This is a genomic window from Simplicispira piscis (assembly GCF_054783455.1).
This window is the reverse complement of record NZ_BAAGQN010000006.1, coordinates 215,600-230,958: the sequence shown is the minus strand read 5'-3', so window position 1 is coordinate 230,958 and position 15,359 is coordinate 215,600. Positions and strand designations below refer to the sequence as shown.

The window sequence follows — 15,359 nt, the reverse complement described above, 5'->3', positions numbered from 1 at the left end:
GGTGGGTACGGGCCATGCCGTAGATTCCAAGGGGGTTATGCGTATTCGTTCCAAAGTGTAAAGGGGAACGTCTTGGCGCGTGGGGCGGCAAAAAAGGCCGTTGCAAATCTGCACGCCGTGGTGGGGGGCCAGGCCGCCGGGCCGGGCTCCACCGGCATCACGTCGGCATGCTGTTGTGCTGGCGCCATTCGGCCGGGGTGTGCCCGGTCCAGAGCCTGAAGGCCCGGATAAAGCTCTTCTCGTTCTGGAAGCCTGCGGCCTGCGCGACCTGTTTGATCGGGCGCTGTGTGCGCAGCAGCAACTCGGTGGCGCGCTGGCGCCGTACTTCGTTTTTCAGTGCCTGGAGCGAGGCGCCTTCCTCCTTCAACTGGCGGTGCAGGGTGCGCGCCGACAGGTGGAGCAGTGCTGACAGGCTTTCGGCGTTGTGTGCCTCCAGTGGCTGGTTGGCTAAGGCCTGGCGTACGCGCTGCACCAGCAGGCGGTCGCGCCGGTACTGCAGCACGGTCAGCGGCAGTGCGCGCTGCAGCATCACGCGCAAGGCGGCCTCGTCGCGCTGCAAGGGCAGCGCCAGGTAGCGCGCATCGAACATGAAGGCGGCGGGCCCCGTGTCAAAGCGCACCGGGCCCGGGAAAAGTACGCCATAGGCGCCATGGTGCGCAGGCCGTGCCAGCGGAAACTGCGAGCCTTGCAGCGGAATGCGCGAATCGATCAGCCAGCAGGCCAGCCCATGGGCGTTGCGCAGCACCGATACCAGGCAAAACTCGTGCAGTGGCTGAAGGTCGCGGTGCGTGACGAGCGATAGCGTAGCCGTGTCCCCCATGCTGTCCAGGCGCAGGGTGATGTCATCCTGCAGCAACCCGTGGTGTCTGCACCAGCGCTGCAGCGCCACGCCCAATGTGGGCGAGCTGATGGAGGCGCGCGCCAGCATGCCGTAACTGCCCCAGGGCAGGCGGCGGCTGAACCACCCCAGGGCTTCGTCGTCCAGCGCCTGCATGGCCAGGCCCGAGAGGCGCTCGAACTGCCAGGCGGTGACGCGGGCCTCGGGGTTTTCCACTTCCTGTGGCGTAATTTGTGCCTGCTGGAGCAAAGCTTCGGCCTCCACGCCGGCGCGCTGGCAGGCCAGCACAATGGCTTGCACAAAGGCCATTGGCGTAGCGGCAGGTCCCGAGGGCAGTGCGGGTTGGGCCAGGGCAAGAGGGCGGGAGGGGGGGGGCAGGTTCACGCCAGAGAGTTTGCCGCAAATGTGGCGTGATTTGCAACCACGCTGGCAACCCCTCTGCCAGTGGGCAGCGTATTCTCGGGGCAGACCTTCGTGGCACGCATGACGCTGTAGCGTCCGGCCCCACCTTCCCCGCACTCCGGAAAGACCCTCCATGCCCGTTTTGCAGACCCAACTGAACGCCCGTTCGTCCGATTTTCTGACCAACGCCGCCGCCATGCGCACGCTGGTCGAAGACCTGAACGCCCACATTGCCCGCACCTTCGAGGGCGGCGGCGAGGCCGCACGCGCCAAGCATGTGGCGCGCGGCAAGCTGCTGCCGCGCGAGCGCGTGCAGATGCTGCTCGACCCGGGCACGCCCTTCCTGGAGCTGGCGCCGCTGGCCGCGCTGAACATGTACAACAACGACGCCCCCGGCGCGGGCATCATCGCAGGCATCGGGCGTGTGAGCGGTGTCGATTGCATGATCGTCTGCAACGACGCCACCGTGAAAGGCGGCACCTACTACCCCCTCACCGTCAAGAAGCACCTGCGTGCCCAGGAAGTGGCGCAGCAGAACCATCTGCCCTGTATTTACCTGGTGGACTCGGGCGGCGCGAACCTGCCCAACCAGGATGAGGTGTTTCCCGACCGCGACCACTTCGGCCGCATCTTCTTCAACCAGGCGAACATGAGCGCGCAGGGCATCGCGCAGATCGCCGTGGTCATGGGCAGCTGCACGGCGGGCGGCGCCTACGTGCCCGCGATGAGCGACGAATCCATCATCGTGAAGAACCAGGGCACCATCTTCCTGGGCGGCCCGCCGCTGGTCAAAGCCGCCACGGGCGAGGTCGTGACAGCCGAAGACCTGGGCGGTGGCGACGTGCACACGCGCCTGTCCGGTGTGGCCGACCATCTGGCGCAAAACGATATGCATGCCCTCAAGCTGGCGCGCATGGCTGTCAAGAATTTGAATAAAAACAAGGCTCCAGCGCCCGCAGATAGTGCGCCAATAGCTCCTAAATTTGAAGCGGAAGAGCTGTATGGCGTGATCCCGGTGGATACGCGCAAGCCTTTTGATGTGCGCGAAATCATCGCCCGCATCGTCGATGGCAGCGAGTTCGACGAGTTCAAGGCGCGCTACGGCACCACGCTGGTGACCGGCTTTGCACGCATCGAAGGCATGCAGGTGGGCATCATCGCCAACAACGGCATCCTGTTTTCTGAAAGCGCGCTCAAGGCCACGCACTTCATCGAGTTGTGCTGCCAGCGCAAGATTCCGCTGGTGTTCCTGCAGAACATCACCGGCTTCATGGTGGGCCGCAAGTACGAGAACGAAGGCATCGCGCGCAACGGCGCCAAGATGGTCACGGCCGTGGCCACGGCGAGTGTTCCGAAGTTCACCATCATCATCGGCGGCAGCTTTGGCGCGGGCAATTACGGCATGTGCGGCCGCGCCTACTCGCCCCGCTTTCTCTGGATGTGGCCGAACGCACGCATCAGCGTGATGGGCGGCGACCAGGCCGCCGGCGTGCTCGCCACCGTCAAGCGCGACGGCATCGAGCTGAAAGGCGGCCAGTGGAGCATGGAGGAAGAAGAAGCCTTCAAGGCCCCCATCCGCCGCCAGTACGAAGACCAGGGCCACCCCTACTACGCCACCGCCCGCCTGTGGGACGACGGCGTGATCGACCCGGCCGACACCCGCCGCGTGCTGGCGCTGGGCCTGGCGGCCACGCGCAATGCGCCGATCGAAGACACCAAGTTCGGCCTGTTCCGCATGTAACCCCCACAGGGAGCTGCCATGGACGCTGTTGCCCATTTCACCCAGCTTGCACGCTACAACGTGTGGGCCACGGCGCGCCTGCTCGATGCCGTGCGGGCGCTGCCCGAGGATGGCTACCGGCGCGATGTGGGCCTCTTCTTCAAAAGCATCCATGGCACGCTCAACCACCTGCTGGTGGGCGAGCACCATCTGTGGTTCGTGCGCTTTGCCGAGGGCATCTCGCCCAAGGTGGCGCTGGATGCCGAGCTGGAACCCGACCGCGCACGGCTGGATGCCCGGCTGCGTGAAGGGGCTGCGCGCTGGGCACCGCTGATCGCCTCGTTCAAGCCCGACCGCTGGAACGGCACGCTCGACTACACCACCATGCGTGGCACGGCGGCATCGCTGCCTTTTGCGGCCACGCTGGCGCATGTGTTCAACCACGGCACGCACCACCGGGGCCAGATCACTGCCGCATTGACCGCCCTGGGCCAGCCCTGTCCGGAGCTGGACCTTGTCTACTTCTTGCAAAACCCGTCCAAGCCATGAGCAGCCAAAACCTTTCCATCACCCAGACCGGCGCCGTGGCGCGCATCACGCTCACGCAGCCCGAGATTCGCAACGCTTTCAGCGACGAAGTCATTGCCGAGATCACTGCCGCCTTCATGGATGTGGGCGGGCGCACCGATGTGCGCGCCGTGGTGCTGGCGGCTGAAGGCCCGGCCTTCTGTGCCGGTGCCAACCTGAACTGGATGCGCCGCATGGCCGATTACACGCGCGATGAAAACATCCAGGATGCGGGCAAGCTGGCCGAGATGCTGCGCGTGATCTACGAATGCCCCAAGCCAACAATAGCCCGCGTGCAGGGCGACGTGTACGCGGGCGGCATGGGCCTGGTGGCCGCGTGCGACATGGCCGTGGCGGTGGACACGGCGGGTTTCTGCCTCAGCGAAGTGAAGCTGGGCCTGATTCCGGCCACCATCAGCCCGTATGTGATCCGTGCCATGGGCGCACGCGCCGCGCACCGCTATTTCCTCACTGCCGAGCGCTTTGGTGCGGCCGAAGCCTTGCGCATCGGCTTTGTGCATGAGGTGGTGACTGTCGACCAGCTCGACGCCAAGGTCGATGAGTTGCTCAAGCAGCTGACCAGCGCCAGCCCCAACGCCGTGCGCGCGTGCAAGAAGCTGGTGATGGAGGTGGCCGAGCGCGAGATCAACGCCAGCCTGATTGCTGCCACGGTGCAAGGCATTGCCGATATTCGCGCCAGCAACGAAGGCAAGGAGGGCGTGCAGTCCTTCCTGCAAAAGCGCAAACCCGCGTGGGTGGCATGAGACACCCCCCTGTGGCGCTGCGCGCCTTCCCCCCTCTCTCGCCTCGCTGCGCGACGCGGGAGGGGGGACGCCGCCAGCGCGGCGGGGCGGCCCTTGCGCGGCGGCCGCTGGCCTCGGCAGTGCGTGGTGGCATGGCCACGAACGATGCGCAGCCCAGTGGATGACGACCATGGACCAACTCTGGCTCGCCATCGTCCAGTGGCTCCACACCGTGGGGCTGCATGTGGACGCGGGCGCGGCGCGCAGCGTGGCCGAGGGTGCGGCGCGTGCCACGGCGCAGCTGGACATGCCGGGCCTGCTGGCGCTGGCAGCCGCGCTGGGCTGGGCCAGCGGCTTCCGGCTTTATGCCGTGGTGTTTCTGGTGGGCGGCATGGGTGCGGCGGGCTGGCTGGCCTTGCCGCCCGGGCTGCATGTATTGCAGCACCCGGCTGTGTTGATCGTCAGCGGGTTCATGCTGCTGGTCGAATTCTTCGCCGACAAGGTGCCGTGGCTCGACAGCGCCTGGGATGTCCTGCACACCGTCATCCGCGTGCCCGCTGGGGCCCTGCTGGCCGCTGGCGTGTTCGGTGCCGACAACGCCACCATGGCCGTGGCCGCCGGCCTGCTCGGCGGCTCGCTCTCGGCCACGGCGCTGGCGACCAAGATGACCACGCGCGCGGCGGTGAACACCTCGCCCGAGCCGTTTTCCAACTGGGGGCTGTCTTTCCTGGAAGACGGCCTGGTGGTGGCCGTGGTCTGGCTCGCCACGCAGTACCCGCTGTGGTTTGGCGTGGCGCTGGTGCTCATGCTCATCGTGTCGGCACTGTTGCTGGTGCTGCTGTTTTCTTTCCTGCGTGCGGTGATCGGCCGCGTGTCCCGTTTCTTTTCTGGTTCTCCTGGAGTGGCCTAAATGTTTACCAAAATCCTGATTGCTAACCGCGGCGAAAACGGCTGCGTAGCGGCCGTTTCAACAAATTGCTTGGCACGCGCAGCGTGCGCAGGCGATTTCAACGCGGAGAACTGCCATGTTTAAAAAGATCCTGATCGCAAACCGCGGTGAAATCGCCTGCCGGGTCGCGGCGACCGCGAAACGCATGGGCGTCAAGACCGTCGCCGTCTATTCCGACGCCGACGCCAATGCCAAGCATGTCGCCGTGTGCGACGAGGCCGTGCATATCGGCGGCAGCGCCCCCAAGGACAGCTACCTGCGCTGGGAACGCATCCTGGAGGCGGCCAAGGCCACGGGCGCACAGGCCATCCACCCCGGTTACGGGTTCCTCTCCGAGAACGAAGAGTTCGCGCAGGCCTGCCAGGACGCGGGCCTGGTCTTCATCGGCCCGCCGCCCTCGGCCATCAAGGACATGGGCCTCAAGGCCGAATCCAAGCAGCTCATGGAAAAGGCCGGTGTGCCCCTGGTGCCCGGCTACCACGGCGCCGACCAGGACCCCGCTTTGCTGCAGCGCGAGGCCGACCGTATTGGCTACCCGGTGCTCATCAAGGCCAGCGCGGGCGGCGGCGGCAAAGGAATGCGCGCCGTGGACAAGTCAGAAGACTTTGCCGCAGCCCTCGCCAGCTGCAAGCGCGAAGCCATCAACAGCTTTGGCGACGATGCCGTGCTGATTGAAAAATACGTGCAGCGCCCGCGCCATATCGAAATCCAGGTGTTTGGCGATACGCTGGGCAACTATGTGTACCTGTTCGAGCGCGATTGCTCGGTGCAGCGCCGCCACCAGAAGGTGCTGGAAGAAGCCCCGGCGCCCGGCATGACGTCCGAGCTGCGCGCGCGCATGGGTGAGGCAGCGGTGGCGGCAGCACGTGCGGTGAACTACGTGGGCGCAGGCACGGTGGAATTCATCGTCGAGCAGCCCGGTGGCTACGAGCACCCCGAGCAGATGAAGTTCTTCTTCATGGAAATGAACACCCGCCTGCAGGTCGAGCACCCTGTCACCGAAGCCATCACCGGCCAGGACCTGGTGGAGTGGCAACTGCGCGTGGCTTCGGGCGAGCCGCTGCCGTGCCTGCAAGACCAGCTCAAGATCACCGGCCATGCCATCGAGGCGCGGATCTGCGCGGAGAACCCCGACAACAACTTCCTGCCCGCCACGGGCACGCTCCATGTCTATGGCTTGCCCGACTGCGTGACCTTTGAGCGTGGCGCAGTGCGTGTCGATTCCGGCGTGCGGCGCGGCGACGCCATCAGTCCGTTCTACGACTCCATGGTGGCCAAGCTCATCGTGCATGGCGATACGCGCGAACAGGCGCTGGCGCGGCTCGACGAGGCGCTGGCGCAGACCCATATCGTGGGGCTGGCCACCAACGTGCAGTTTTTGCGCCGTGTGGCGCGCACCGATTCGTTTGCCAAGGCCCAACTCGATACTGGCCTGATTCCGCGCGAAGAGGCGGTGCTGTTCCATCAGGAACCCATTGGTCTGGCGCTGGCGGTGGCCTCAGCGGTGGCGCAAACGCTGCTGACCGAAGCGGCCCAGTCGGGCGCCGACCCCTTCAGCCGCCGCGATGGCTGGCGCTCGCACGGCCTGGTGCAGCGCCGCTTTGCGTTTGACTTCCATGGCGAACCTGCCCAGGCGCTGCTGACCTACCAGCACGATGGCGCGCTGCATCTGGCCGTGGGCGAGGGTGCGGACCAGGTGGCGGGGTCATTGGCGTTTAAGGCGCAGGGCGCCGAGTGCATCGACCTGCAGTTTGCCGACCAACGCCGTACCGTCAGCGTCTACGCCCAGGGCGAGACGGAGCACATCTTTGCGGCGCACGGGGCGACCGAAATCATCGAAATTGACCTGCTCGCCCATGCCGGAGAAACCCAGCAGGAGGGCGGCCGCCTGACCGCGCCCATGCCGGGCAAGGTGGTGTCATTTGCCGTGCAGGCGGGCGACAAGGTCACCAAGGGCCAGGCCCTGGCCGTGATGGAGGCCATGAAAATGGAGCACACCATCGCCGCACCGCAGGATGGTGTCGTGGCCGAGCTGCTCTACGCCCCGGGCGACCAGGTGACAGAAGGGTCCGAGCTGCTCAAGCTGGCCGCCGCATAAATGCACGGTGGCAGCGGGCGCGGTAGGCTCTTGGCATGAACATTACCTTCTGCTGTACCGGGATTGCGCCGCAGCCCTGGTTGCAGGGCCTGCAGGCCGCGCTGCCGGGCGCGGCCATCAGCCTCTGGCAGCCCGGTGCGCCCTGCGCCGATTACGCAGTGGTCTGGGCGCCGCCCCAGCCGTTTCTGGACGAACAACGGGGCCTCAAGGCCTTGTTCAATATCGGTGCGGGAGTGGACGCGCTGCTCAAGCTGCGTTTGCCGCCGAACGCCCTGGTGGTGCGGCTGGACGATGCGGGCATGGCCGTGCAGATGGCCGAGTACGTCTGTCATGCCGTCATTCGCCATTTTCGTGAATTCGATGCCTACGAAGCTGCCATGCACGCGGGCCAATGGGCCTTTCGCAAGCCGCGCCTGCGCCAGGATTTCCCCATCGGCGTGATGGGCCTGGGCGTGCTGGGCGAGCGGGTGGCCAAAGCGCTCGCACACTTCGATTTTCCGGTCAACGGCTGGAGCCGAAGCCCCAGGGCCATCGACGGCGTGCGCACCTTTGGTGGCGCCGCAGGCATGAACGATTTTCTGTCCGCCAGCCGCGTGCTGGTGAACCTGCTGCCGCTCACGCCCGAGACGGAAAACATCCTGAACCAGGGCACCCTGTCGCGTCTGCAGGCCGGTGGCTATGTCATCAACGTGGCGCGCGGCGCGCACCTGGTGGACGATGACTTGCTGGCGCTGCTGGACAGCGGCCACCTCGCTGGCGCCACGCTGGATGTGTTCCGCACCGAGCCGCTGCCTGCTCACCACCCGTTCTGGGGCCACCCCCGCATCACGCTGACGCCGCACACCTCGGCACGCACCCTGCGCGGCGAGAGCATCGCGCAGATTGTGGGCAAGATCGGCGCGCTGGAGCGTGGTGAATCCATTGGCGGTATCGTGGACCCTGTGCGTGGCTATTGAGCCGCCTGATTTTTTATCTTGAGAGTCTTGTGATGAATATTCCCTCCCGCGTCAAACTCATCGATGTCGGTCCGCGCGACGGCCTGCAGAACGAGAAATCCCCCGTACCGGCCGAAGTCAAGATCGAGCTGGTGCACCGCCTGCAAGCAGCCGGCCTGCAAGAGATCGAGGTCACCAGCTACGTCTCGCCCAAGTGGGTGCCGCAGATGGCCGACAACCACGCGGTCATGCAGGGCGTGCAGCGCCAGAGCGGCGTGCGCTACTCGGTGCTCACGCCCAATCTCCAAGGTTTTGAAGCCGCGCTGCGGGACCAGCCCGACGAAATCGTCGTCTTCGGCTCGGCCAGCGAGGCCTTCAGCCAGAAAAACATCAACTGCAGCATTGCCGAGAGCATCGAGCGCTTTGCGCCGGTGGTTGAGGCCGCGCTGGCCGCAGGCATTGCAGTGCGCGGCGCCATGAGCTGCACTGTGGGTTGCCCGTACGAAGGCGACATTGCCCCCGAGCGCGTGGCGTATCTGGCGGGGCTGCTCAAAGGCATTGGTGTTCAGCGCGTGGATGTGGCCGACACCATTGGTGTGGGCACGCCGCGCAAGGTGCAGCGCGCCATCGAGGCGGCGCTGGCGCACTTTGCCATCGATGAGGTATCGGGCCACTTCCACGACACCTACGGCCAGGCGCTGTCGAATACGCTGGCGGCGCTGGAGCTGGGCGTGTGGAACTTTCAGTCCTCCGTGGCGGGCCTGGGCGGCTGTCCCTATGCCAAGGGCGCCACGGGCAATGTGGCCACCGAGGACGTGGTGTACATGCTGCATGGCATGGGCATTGAGACGGGTATTGACCTGGACAAGCTCATCGACGCCGGGTCTTACATCAGCGGCTTTTTGGGCCGTAAACCCCACTCGCGTGCGGCAACGGCGCTGCTGAACAAGCGCGCAGGTTGACCGGCATGTGTGGATCTGAATTGAAAAACCTGCCCGAAGGCGTGCAGCGCGTTGCGATGGCGCTGCAGGCGGCAGGGCACCCCCATGCGCCCCGCATGCTGGACGATGCCTGCCGCACGGCGCAGCAGGCGGCCGATGTGTTGGGCATCCTGGTGGGCCAAGTGGCCAAGAGCATCATCTTTCGCCGCAAGAGTGACGATGCGGCGGTGCTGGTGATCACCTCGGGCGACCGGCGCGTGGACGAGAAAAAGGTCGAGGCCCAGGTGGGCAAGATCGGCCGGGCCGATGCCGAATTTGTAAAAACGCGCACGGGGTTCTCGATCGGTGGTGTTTCACCCGTCGCGCACGCCACGCCGCCTGTCACGCTGATCGACCGGGACCTGTTGCGCTTTGATGTGGTGTGGGCGGCAGCCGGGCACCCGCATGGCGTGTTCCCGCTGCACCCCGGCGATCTGCAGCGGCTGACGGGCGCGCCAGTGATGGATGTGGTGCAGGAGCTGGTCAGATCATGAATGCTACAGAAGCAATAGCTGCTCGCGCTCGCCTGTTGGGCGCTGCAGGCTATTTTGATCAAAATTCTGATGAGGTGGTGCCTTCGCCCTGCATCTCGGTGTGCCGCATGGCGCCAGATGGGGGACTCTGTGAAGGGTGCTTTCGCACGGTAGCAGAAATCCGCGCATGGTCGCTGGCGGATGGCGACCAGCGCATGGCGATCTGGGCACGGCTTGCGCAGCGCGCAGGGATGCCTTTCCCTCCGTGCAATGACGCAACCCCCTGAGGCGCTGCGCGCCTTCCCCCTTCTCTCGCCTCGCTATGCGAGGCGGGAAGGGAGACGCCGCCAGCGCGGCGGGGCGGCCCTTGTGCGGTGGCCGCTGGCCTGGGCCGTGCCGGTTTCATACGCAGTGCGCGGGAAGCCAACGCCATGAAAAATTGACACGAGGAGTGACCCATGAAGCACATCGTTTTCCACCTGGACTTTGTCTCGCCCTACGCCTGGCTCGCCTTTGAGCGCCTGCCCGATGTCCTGGAAGGCCTGAGCTACAGCGTCGAATACCGCCCGGTGCTGCTCGGCGCCTTGCTGCAGAAACATGGCAATCCTGGGCCTGCAGGCATTGCCCCCAAGCGCGACTGGACCTACCGCCACGCGATGTGGCTGGGCCATTCGCTGGGGGTGGATACGCACATGCCCGCGCGCCATCCGTTCAACCCGCTCCCCCTGCTGCGCCAGGCGCTGGCCTGCAGCCGGGACGGCAGCATCAACCGCTTTGTGGCGGGTACGGTGCTGCGCCATGTCTGGCAGGGCGGGCACGATGCGCTGGATGCGCAGCGCCTGACGGCGCTGGCTGCCGAGCTGGAGCCCCAGTTGCAGCCCGACGATAGCGACGGCGCACGGGCCAAGGCGCTGCTGCGCAGCAATACCGATACCGCTGCTGCGTGCGGTGTGTTCGGTGTGCCCGCGTTGGAGGTCGATGGCAAAGTCTTCTGGGGCTACGACAGTCTGCCCATGCTGCGCGCCTACCTGGAGGGTGACACCTGGTTCGACGCCCACTGGGACGCGGCTGCAAGCGTGGCGCAAGGCCTGCCGGGTTGAATGGCAGGGCCGCAGTGTGCGCCGTGCTCTGTGGCGCCGCCCGTGACTGCCTGCCATGCCCAATGCTTTTCACTTTTCAGCCTCGCCCTTTGACTGCCTGACCGCGGACGAGCAGCGCCTGGTGCGCGCCAGCGTGGACATTGCCTATTTCCCTGAAGGTGCCGTGGTGCTAGAGGTGGGGGCGGTGCCCACCCATCTGTTCATCCTCATCAAGGGCTATGTCACGCAGACCGAGGGGGACGAAGTGCTGGCCACCTATGGCCCCGACGACAGCTTTGACGGGCGCGGCCTGGTTGCAGGGCGCGCCAGCAGTCGTTTCGTGGCCACCGGGGAGGTGGTCGCCTACCAGCTTGCGCGCGAGGCGGTCAACGAGCTGATCGCGCGCAACACCACCTTTGGCGCGCTGCTTTTTTCCGATATCGGGCACAAGCTCAGCGTGCTCGCACAGCGGCCAGACCAGCACCAGCGCCAGTCGCTCACCCTGGCCCGCGTGGACGAAGCCTATTTGCGCCCGGCGCATACGGTGGGCGCAGACTGCGACATCGTCACGGTGGTAAAGCTGTTTCAGGCGCAGCGCACCACCAGCGTGCTGGTCACCGGGCTGGCGGGCGGGCTGGGCATTTTCACCAACACCACGCTGCAGCGCGCCATTCTGGATGGGCGTCCCCTGACCGAACTGGCCGTGGGCGAACTCGCCAGCAGCCCGGTGGTTACCGTGCGCGCGTCCGACACGCTGGGTGACGCCATGGCGCTGTTGCTGCGTGTGCGCGTACACCGCCTCGTGGTGCTGGGCGAGGGCGCGCAGGTGCTGGGCATTCTGGAGGCGCTGGACCTGTTCAGTTTCCTGGCCAACCACTCGCACCTGATCACGGTGCAGATCGAGCAAGCCCCGGATCTGGAAACCCTGGCCCAGGCGGCCGGGCAGATCACGCGGCTGATCGGGGCGCTGTACCGCAGCGGGACGCGCATCGGCCTCATGGCCAAACTGGTGCAGCAGCTCAATGCCCGCCTGTTCGAACGTGCCTGGGCCATGGTCGCACCAGCCGAACTGGTGGTCCACAGCTGCCTGCTGGTGATGGGCAGCGAGGGCCGTGGTGAGCAATTGCTCAAGACCGACCAGGACAACGGTCTCCTGCTGCGCGACGGTTACAGCCCGCCGCCCGATCTGCAGGCGATCTGCCAGCGCTATTCCGATGTACTGGCGCGCTTTGGCTACCCCGAATGCCCCGGGCATATCATGCTCAACAACCCCGCCTGGCGCGGCACGGCCAGCGAATTCACGCAGCGCGCCCGCCAGTGGCTGCTGCTGCCCGAGGCCGACAGTCTGATGAACCTGGCCATCTTTCTGGACGCGCATGCCGTGGCCGGTGACGGCACTTTGCTGGATCAGGTGCGCCGCGGCCTGATGGCGGTGGCCACGGACAACGACGCCCTGGTCGCGCGTTTTGCGTCTGCCGTGGAGCAGTTCGGCGGTGCCGCTGGCTGGTGGACCCGCCTTCTGGGCCTGGGCCACGAGGCCCGCCAGATCAACCTGAAAAAGGCGGGCATCTTCCCCATCGTGCATGGCGTGCGCAGCCTGGCACTGGTGCGGCAGGTGGCCGCCACCGGAACCGCCGAGCGGGTGGCCGCCCTCGTGGCCGATGGAACGCTGGACGCCGCGCTGGGTCAGGAGCTGATGCAGAGCCTGCACTTCCTGATGGGGCTGCGCCTGCAGGCGGGGCTGGCTGAAATCGACACCCACCGCACTGTCACAGGCAACGTAGACCCGCAGCTTCTGAGCAGCCTGGAGCGTGATCTGCTCAAGGATGCGCTGGCCGTGGTCAAGCGCTTCAAGGCTTTGCTGCACCAGCGTTTGCGGCTGGACTTGCTGTGATTCCATTTCTAAACCATCCGTGTCGTTGTTGCTTCGCGTTGCCGTGCCACAGCACGGGCTGCGGCTTCGCACCTGGACACGGATGATTTGGAAACAGCATGGGCTGGCTGGCGCAGCCAGAAGGGCCGCGAGCGGCGCAGGCTTTGATTTTGGAAAAACTGGACGTCAGGGCTTATTGGGTAAGCGCCAGCAGCTATAAAAATAAGAGCAAAAAAAACCGGGCGCAAGGCCCGGTCGTGGTGGGCGCAGCGGCCAGGCCGCCACGCCAAGGGCTTGCGCCCCATCGTCTGTCATCCCATTTCCATATCAAACGTGCACTTTGTCGGCTTCGCTTGCCGTACGCCTGTACTGTCTGCGCTTCGCCTTCGCGTTCACGCTTGATCTAGAAATGGAATCAGTGGCCCGATGCGCCGGAGGCGCCCAGGCCGGTTTCCGAGCGCACTTGTTGTGCCGGGAAGGCGGCGCGTTCGCGCGCTGCGTTGGCGCTCTTGTCGGTGATCGAGAAGAGCCAGATGCCGACGAAACCGATGGTCATCGAGAACAGCGCGGGCGAGGTGTACGGGAACCAGGCCGAACCGGCGGGGTTCCCCAGCGTGCCTTCCCACACCGAGGGCGAGACGATGGTCAGGCCCACCGACGAGATCAGGCCAAGGAAGCCGCCAATCACCGCGCCGCGCGTGGTGCAGTTCTTCCACAGCACCGAGAGGAACAGCACAGGAAAGTTGGCCGAAGCTGCAACGGCAAATGCCAGCGACACCATGAAGGCGATGTTCTGCTTTTCAAAGGCAATGCCCAGAACCACCGCCACCACACCCAGGCACAGGGTGGTGATACGCGAAACCTTCAACTCCGAGGCGCTGTCGGCCTTGCCCTTTTTGATCAGCGTGGCGTAGATGTCGTGCGACACGGCCGAGGCGCCCGAAAGCGTCAGGCCTGCCACCACGGCCAGGATGGTGGCAAACGCCACGGCAGAGATAAAACCGTAGAACACGTTGCCGCCGACCGACTTGGCCACCAGCACTGCCGCCATGTTGGCCGTACCCGCGCCGCCGTGGATGACACCCTTGACGACGTCTGCCATCTCGGGGTTGGTCAGCACCATGGTGATGGCGCCAAAGCCGATGATGAAGATCAGCACGTAGAAGTAACCAATCCAGGTCGTGGCCCACAGCACCGACTTGCGCGCCTGCTTGGCATCGGGCACGGTGAAGAAGCGCATCAGGATGTGCGGCAAACCTGCCGTGCCGAACATCAGCGCCATGCCGAACGAGATGGCCGAGATGGGGTCCTTGATGAAGCCCCCTGGGCCCATGATGGACAGACCCGCCTTGGCCGCTTCTTCCGGCGTCTTGCCGGTGTTGGCGGCAATGGCCGTGCGTACTTTGACGCCATCGGCAAACAAGGCCTCGGGGCTGAAGCCGTAGTGGGACAGCACCATGAAGGCCATGAAGGTCACGCCCGCCAGCAGCAGGCAGGCCTTGATGATCTGCACCCAGGTGGTGGCGGTCATGCCGCCGAACAGCACGTAGACCATCATCAGCGCGCCGACGATGACCACCGCCATCCAGTATTCCAAGCCAAACAGCAGCTTGATGAGCTGGCCCGCGCCGACCATTTGTGCGATCAGGTAAAAGGCCACAACCACCAGCGTGCCCGACGCCGCAAACGCGCGGATGGGGCCCTGCTGGAAGCGGTAACCCGCCACGTCGGCAAAGGTGAACTTGCCCAGGTTGCGCAGGCGCTCGGCCATCAGGAAGGTGATGATGGGCCAGCCCACCAGGAAGCCGATGGAATAGATCAGCCCGTCATAGCCCGAGGCCATGACCGCTGCGGAAATGCCCAGGAACGAAGCGGCCGACATGTAGTCGCCCGCAATGGCCAGGCCGTTCTGGAATCCGGTGATGCCGCCGCCCGCCGTGTAGAAGTCGGACGCTGACTTGGTTTTTGCAGCGGCCCACTTGGTGATCCAGAGCGTGCCGGCGACAAAGGCGCCAAACATGCCGATGGCTGTCCAGTTGGTGGCCTGTTTGGCCGCTTGGCCCAGGTCGGCCCCGGCGGCATGTGCGGCACCCGTGGCCAGCAAGGCCAGCAGCACCAGCAAGCTGGCCCGGTGTGTGTGAAGGGTGTTCATTTGCTTGCGTCTTTCAGGATGTCTTTGGTCAGGGCATCAAATTCGCCGTTGGCACGGCGCACATAGATCCCGGTGATCACGATGGTGAAAACGATCACGCCCATGCCAATGGGAATGCCCAGCGAGGTCACACCCGCCCCGATGGGTTGCGCAAGAAACTGTTTGTCAAATGCGATCAGCGCGATGTAGCCGTAGTACACGAGCAGCATCAGCAGCGTGAGAAAAATGCCCAAGCGGTTGCGTTTGGTGCGCAGCTCCAGGTACTTGGGGTGGTTTTGGACTTTGGTGACCACAGGATCGTTCATGGTTGTCTTTCTGAGGGAATCGATGCGGAGCTGCTGAAAAATCAGAAGACGCGCTGCGCACCGGTTCTGATTCTGCAAACGGTGCTGACCAAGTGCTTACGCGGTGCCGTACATGCCCGCCTGGAGAGCCTTTGCAGGCCATTGGCCGATCGGTTTTTGCGCGCCTTCCATGACCGATCCAGGGCTCGAATTTCCGCATGGAGAAACTGCAATAACGGGTTACTACCTAGCTTGTAAGTACCACG

The 15,359-nt window shown here is 65.1% G+C and carries 14 protein-coding genes; 11 read left to right on the top strand and 3 right to left on the bottom strand.

Annotation, left to right across the window (positions count from 1 at the left end; genetic code table 11):
- Window positions 1–157 precede the first annotated feature (157 nt).
- Window positions 158–1,147, bottom strand: coding sequence for an AraC family transcriptional regulator (locus ACYVOC_RS03230; protein WP_461160873.1), 990 nt, complete (start codon window positions 1,145–1,147; stop codon window positions 158–160).
- A gap of 226 nt (window positions 1,148–1,373) precedes the next feature.
- Here ACYVOC_RS03230 and ACYVOC_RS03225 point away from each other — a divergent pair, with 226 nt between their 5' ends.
- The 11 genes from ACYVOC_RS03225 to ACYVOC_RS03175 all read left to right on the top strand — a co-directional run bounded on the left by ACYVOC_RS03225 (window position 1,374) and on the right by ACYVOC_RS03175 (window position 12,678).
- Window positions 1,374–2,981, top strand: coding sequence for a carboxyl transferase domain-containing protein (locus tag ACYVOC_RS03225; protein WP_461160857.1), 1,608 nt, complete (start codon window positions 1,374–1,376; stop codon window positions 2,979–2,981).
- Between the two features lie 18 nt (window positions 2,982–2,999).
- Complete coding sequence (locus ACYVOC_RS03220; protein WP_461160856.1) at window positions 3,000–3,509, top strand: DinB family protein; 510 nt, start codon at window positions 3,000–3,002, stop codon at window positions 3,507–3,509.
- Window positions 3,506–4,291: an enoyl-CoA hydratase/isomerase family protein gene (locus ACYVOC_RS03215; protein ID WP_461160855.1), complete on the top strand. Its 786-nt coding sequence runs from the start codon at window positions 3,506–3,508 to the stop codon at window positions 4,289–4,291. Before ACYVOC_RS03220 ends, ACYVOC_RS03215 begins: the two co-directional genes overlap by 4 nt.
- 169 nt (window positions 4,292–4,460) lie before the next feature.
- Entirely contained in the window at window positions 4,461–5,180 is a 720-nt protein-coding gene (locus ACYVOC_RS03210) for a DUF4126 domain-containing protein (RefSeq protein WP_461160854.1), read from the top strand.
- A 115-nt stretch (window positions 5,181–5,295) separates the two neighbouring features.
- Complete coding sequence (locus ACYVOC_RS03205; protein ID WP_461160853.1) at window positions 5,296–7,317, top strand: acetyl/propionyl/methylcrotonyl-CoA carboxylase subunit alpha; 2,022 nt, start codon at window positions 5,296–5,298, stop codon at window positions 7,315–7,317.
- Between the two features lie 35 nt (window positions 7,318–7,352).
- Window positions 7,353–8,273, top strand: coding sequence for a 2-hydroxyacid dehydrogenase (locus ACYVOC_RS03200; RefSeq protein ID WP_116004857.1), 921 nt, complete (start codon window positions 7,353–7,355; stop codon window positions 8,271–8,273).
- Between the two features lie 32 nt (window positions 8,274–8,305).
- The gene (locus ACYVOC_RS03195; RefSeq protein WP_278738407.1) at window positions 8,306–9,214 is read left to right on the top strand and encodes a hydroxymethylglutaryl-CoA lyase; all 909 of its coding nucleotides are present in this window, start codon (window positions 8,306–8,308) and stop codon (window positions 9,212–9,214) included.
- Window positions 9,215–9,219: 5 nt separating this feature from the next.
- On the top strand, window positions 9,220–9,726 hold the full coding sequence (locus ACYVOC_RS03190; RefSeq protein ID WP_461160852.1) for a YbaK/EbsC family protein: 507 nt from the start codon (window positions 9,220–9,222) through the stop codon (window positions 9,724–9,726).
- Window positions 9,723–9,992: a DUF1289 domain-containing protein gene (locus ACYVOC_RS03185; protein WP_278738405.1), complete on the top strand. Its 270-nt coding sequence runs from the start codon at window positions 9,723–9,725 to the stop codon at window positions 9,990–9,992. Before ACYVOC_RS03190 ends, ACYVOC_RS03185 begins: the two co-directional genes overlap by 4 nt.
- A 171-nt stretch (window positions 9,993–10,163) precedes the next feature.
- Window positions 10,164–10,805: a 2-hydroxychromene-2-carboxylate isomerase gene (locus ACYVOC_RS03180; protein ID WP_461160851.1), complete on the top strand. Its 642-nt coding sequence runs from the start codon at window positions 10,164–10,166 to the stop codon at window positions 10,803–10,805.
- Between the two features lie 55 nt (window positions 10,806–10,860).
- Window positions 10,861–12,678 (top strand): DUF294 nucleotidyltransferase-like domain-containing protein, encoded by a 1,818-nt coding sequence (locus ACYVOC_RS03175; RefSeq protein ID WP_461160850.1) that lies wholly within the window; start codon window positions 10,861–10,863, stop codon window positions 12,676–12,678.
- Window positions 12,679–13,072: 394 nt separating this feature from the next.
- Here ACYVOC_RS03175 and ACYVOC_RS03170 read toward each other — a convergent pair whose 3' ends face one another.
- Window positions 13,073–14,809 carry a cation acetate symporter gene (locus ACYVOC_RS03170; RefSeq protein ID WP_116004851.1) on the bottom strand — a complete coding sequence of 579 codons (1,737 nt, stop codon included), beginning with the start codon at window positions 14,807–14,809 and terminating at the stop codon, window positions 13,073–13,075.
- Entirely contained in the window at window positions 14,806–15,114 is a 309-nt protein-coding gene (locus ACYVOC_RS03165; protein ID WP_116004850.1) for a DUF485 domain-containing protein, read from the bottom strand. The genes ACYVOC_RS03170 and ACYVOC_RS03165 overlap by 4 nt, the downstream gene beginning before the upstream one ends.
- Window positions 15,115–15,359 lie beyond the last annotated feature (245 nt).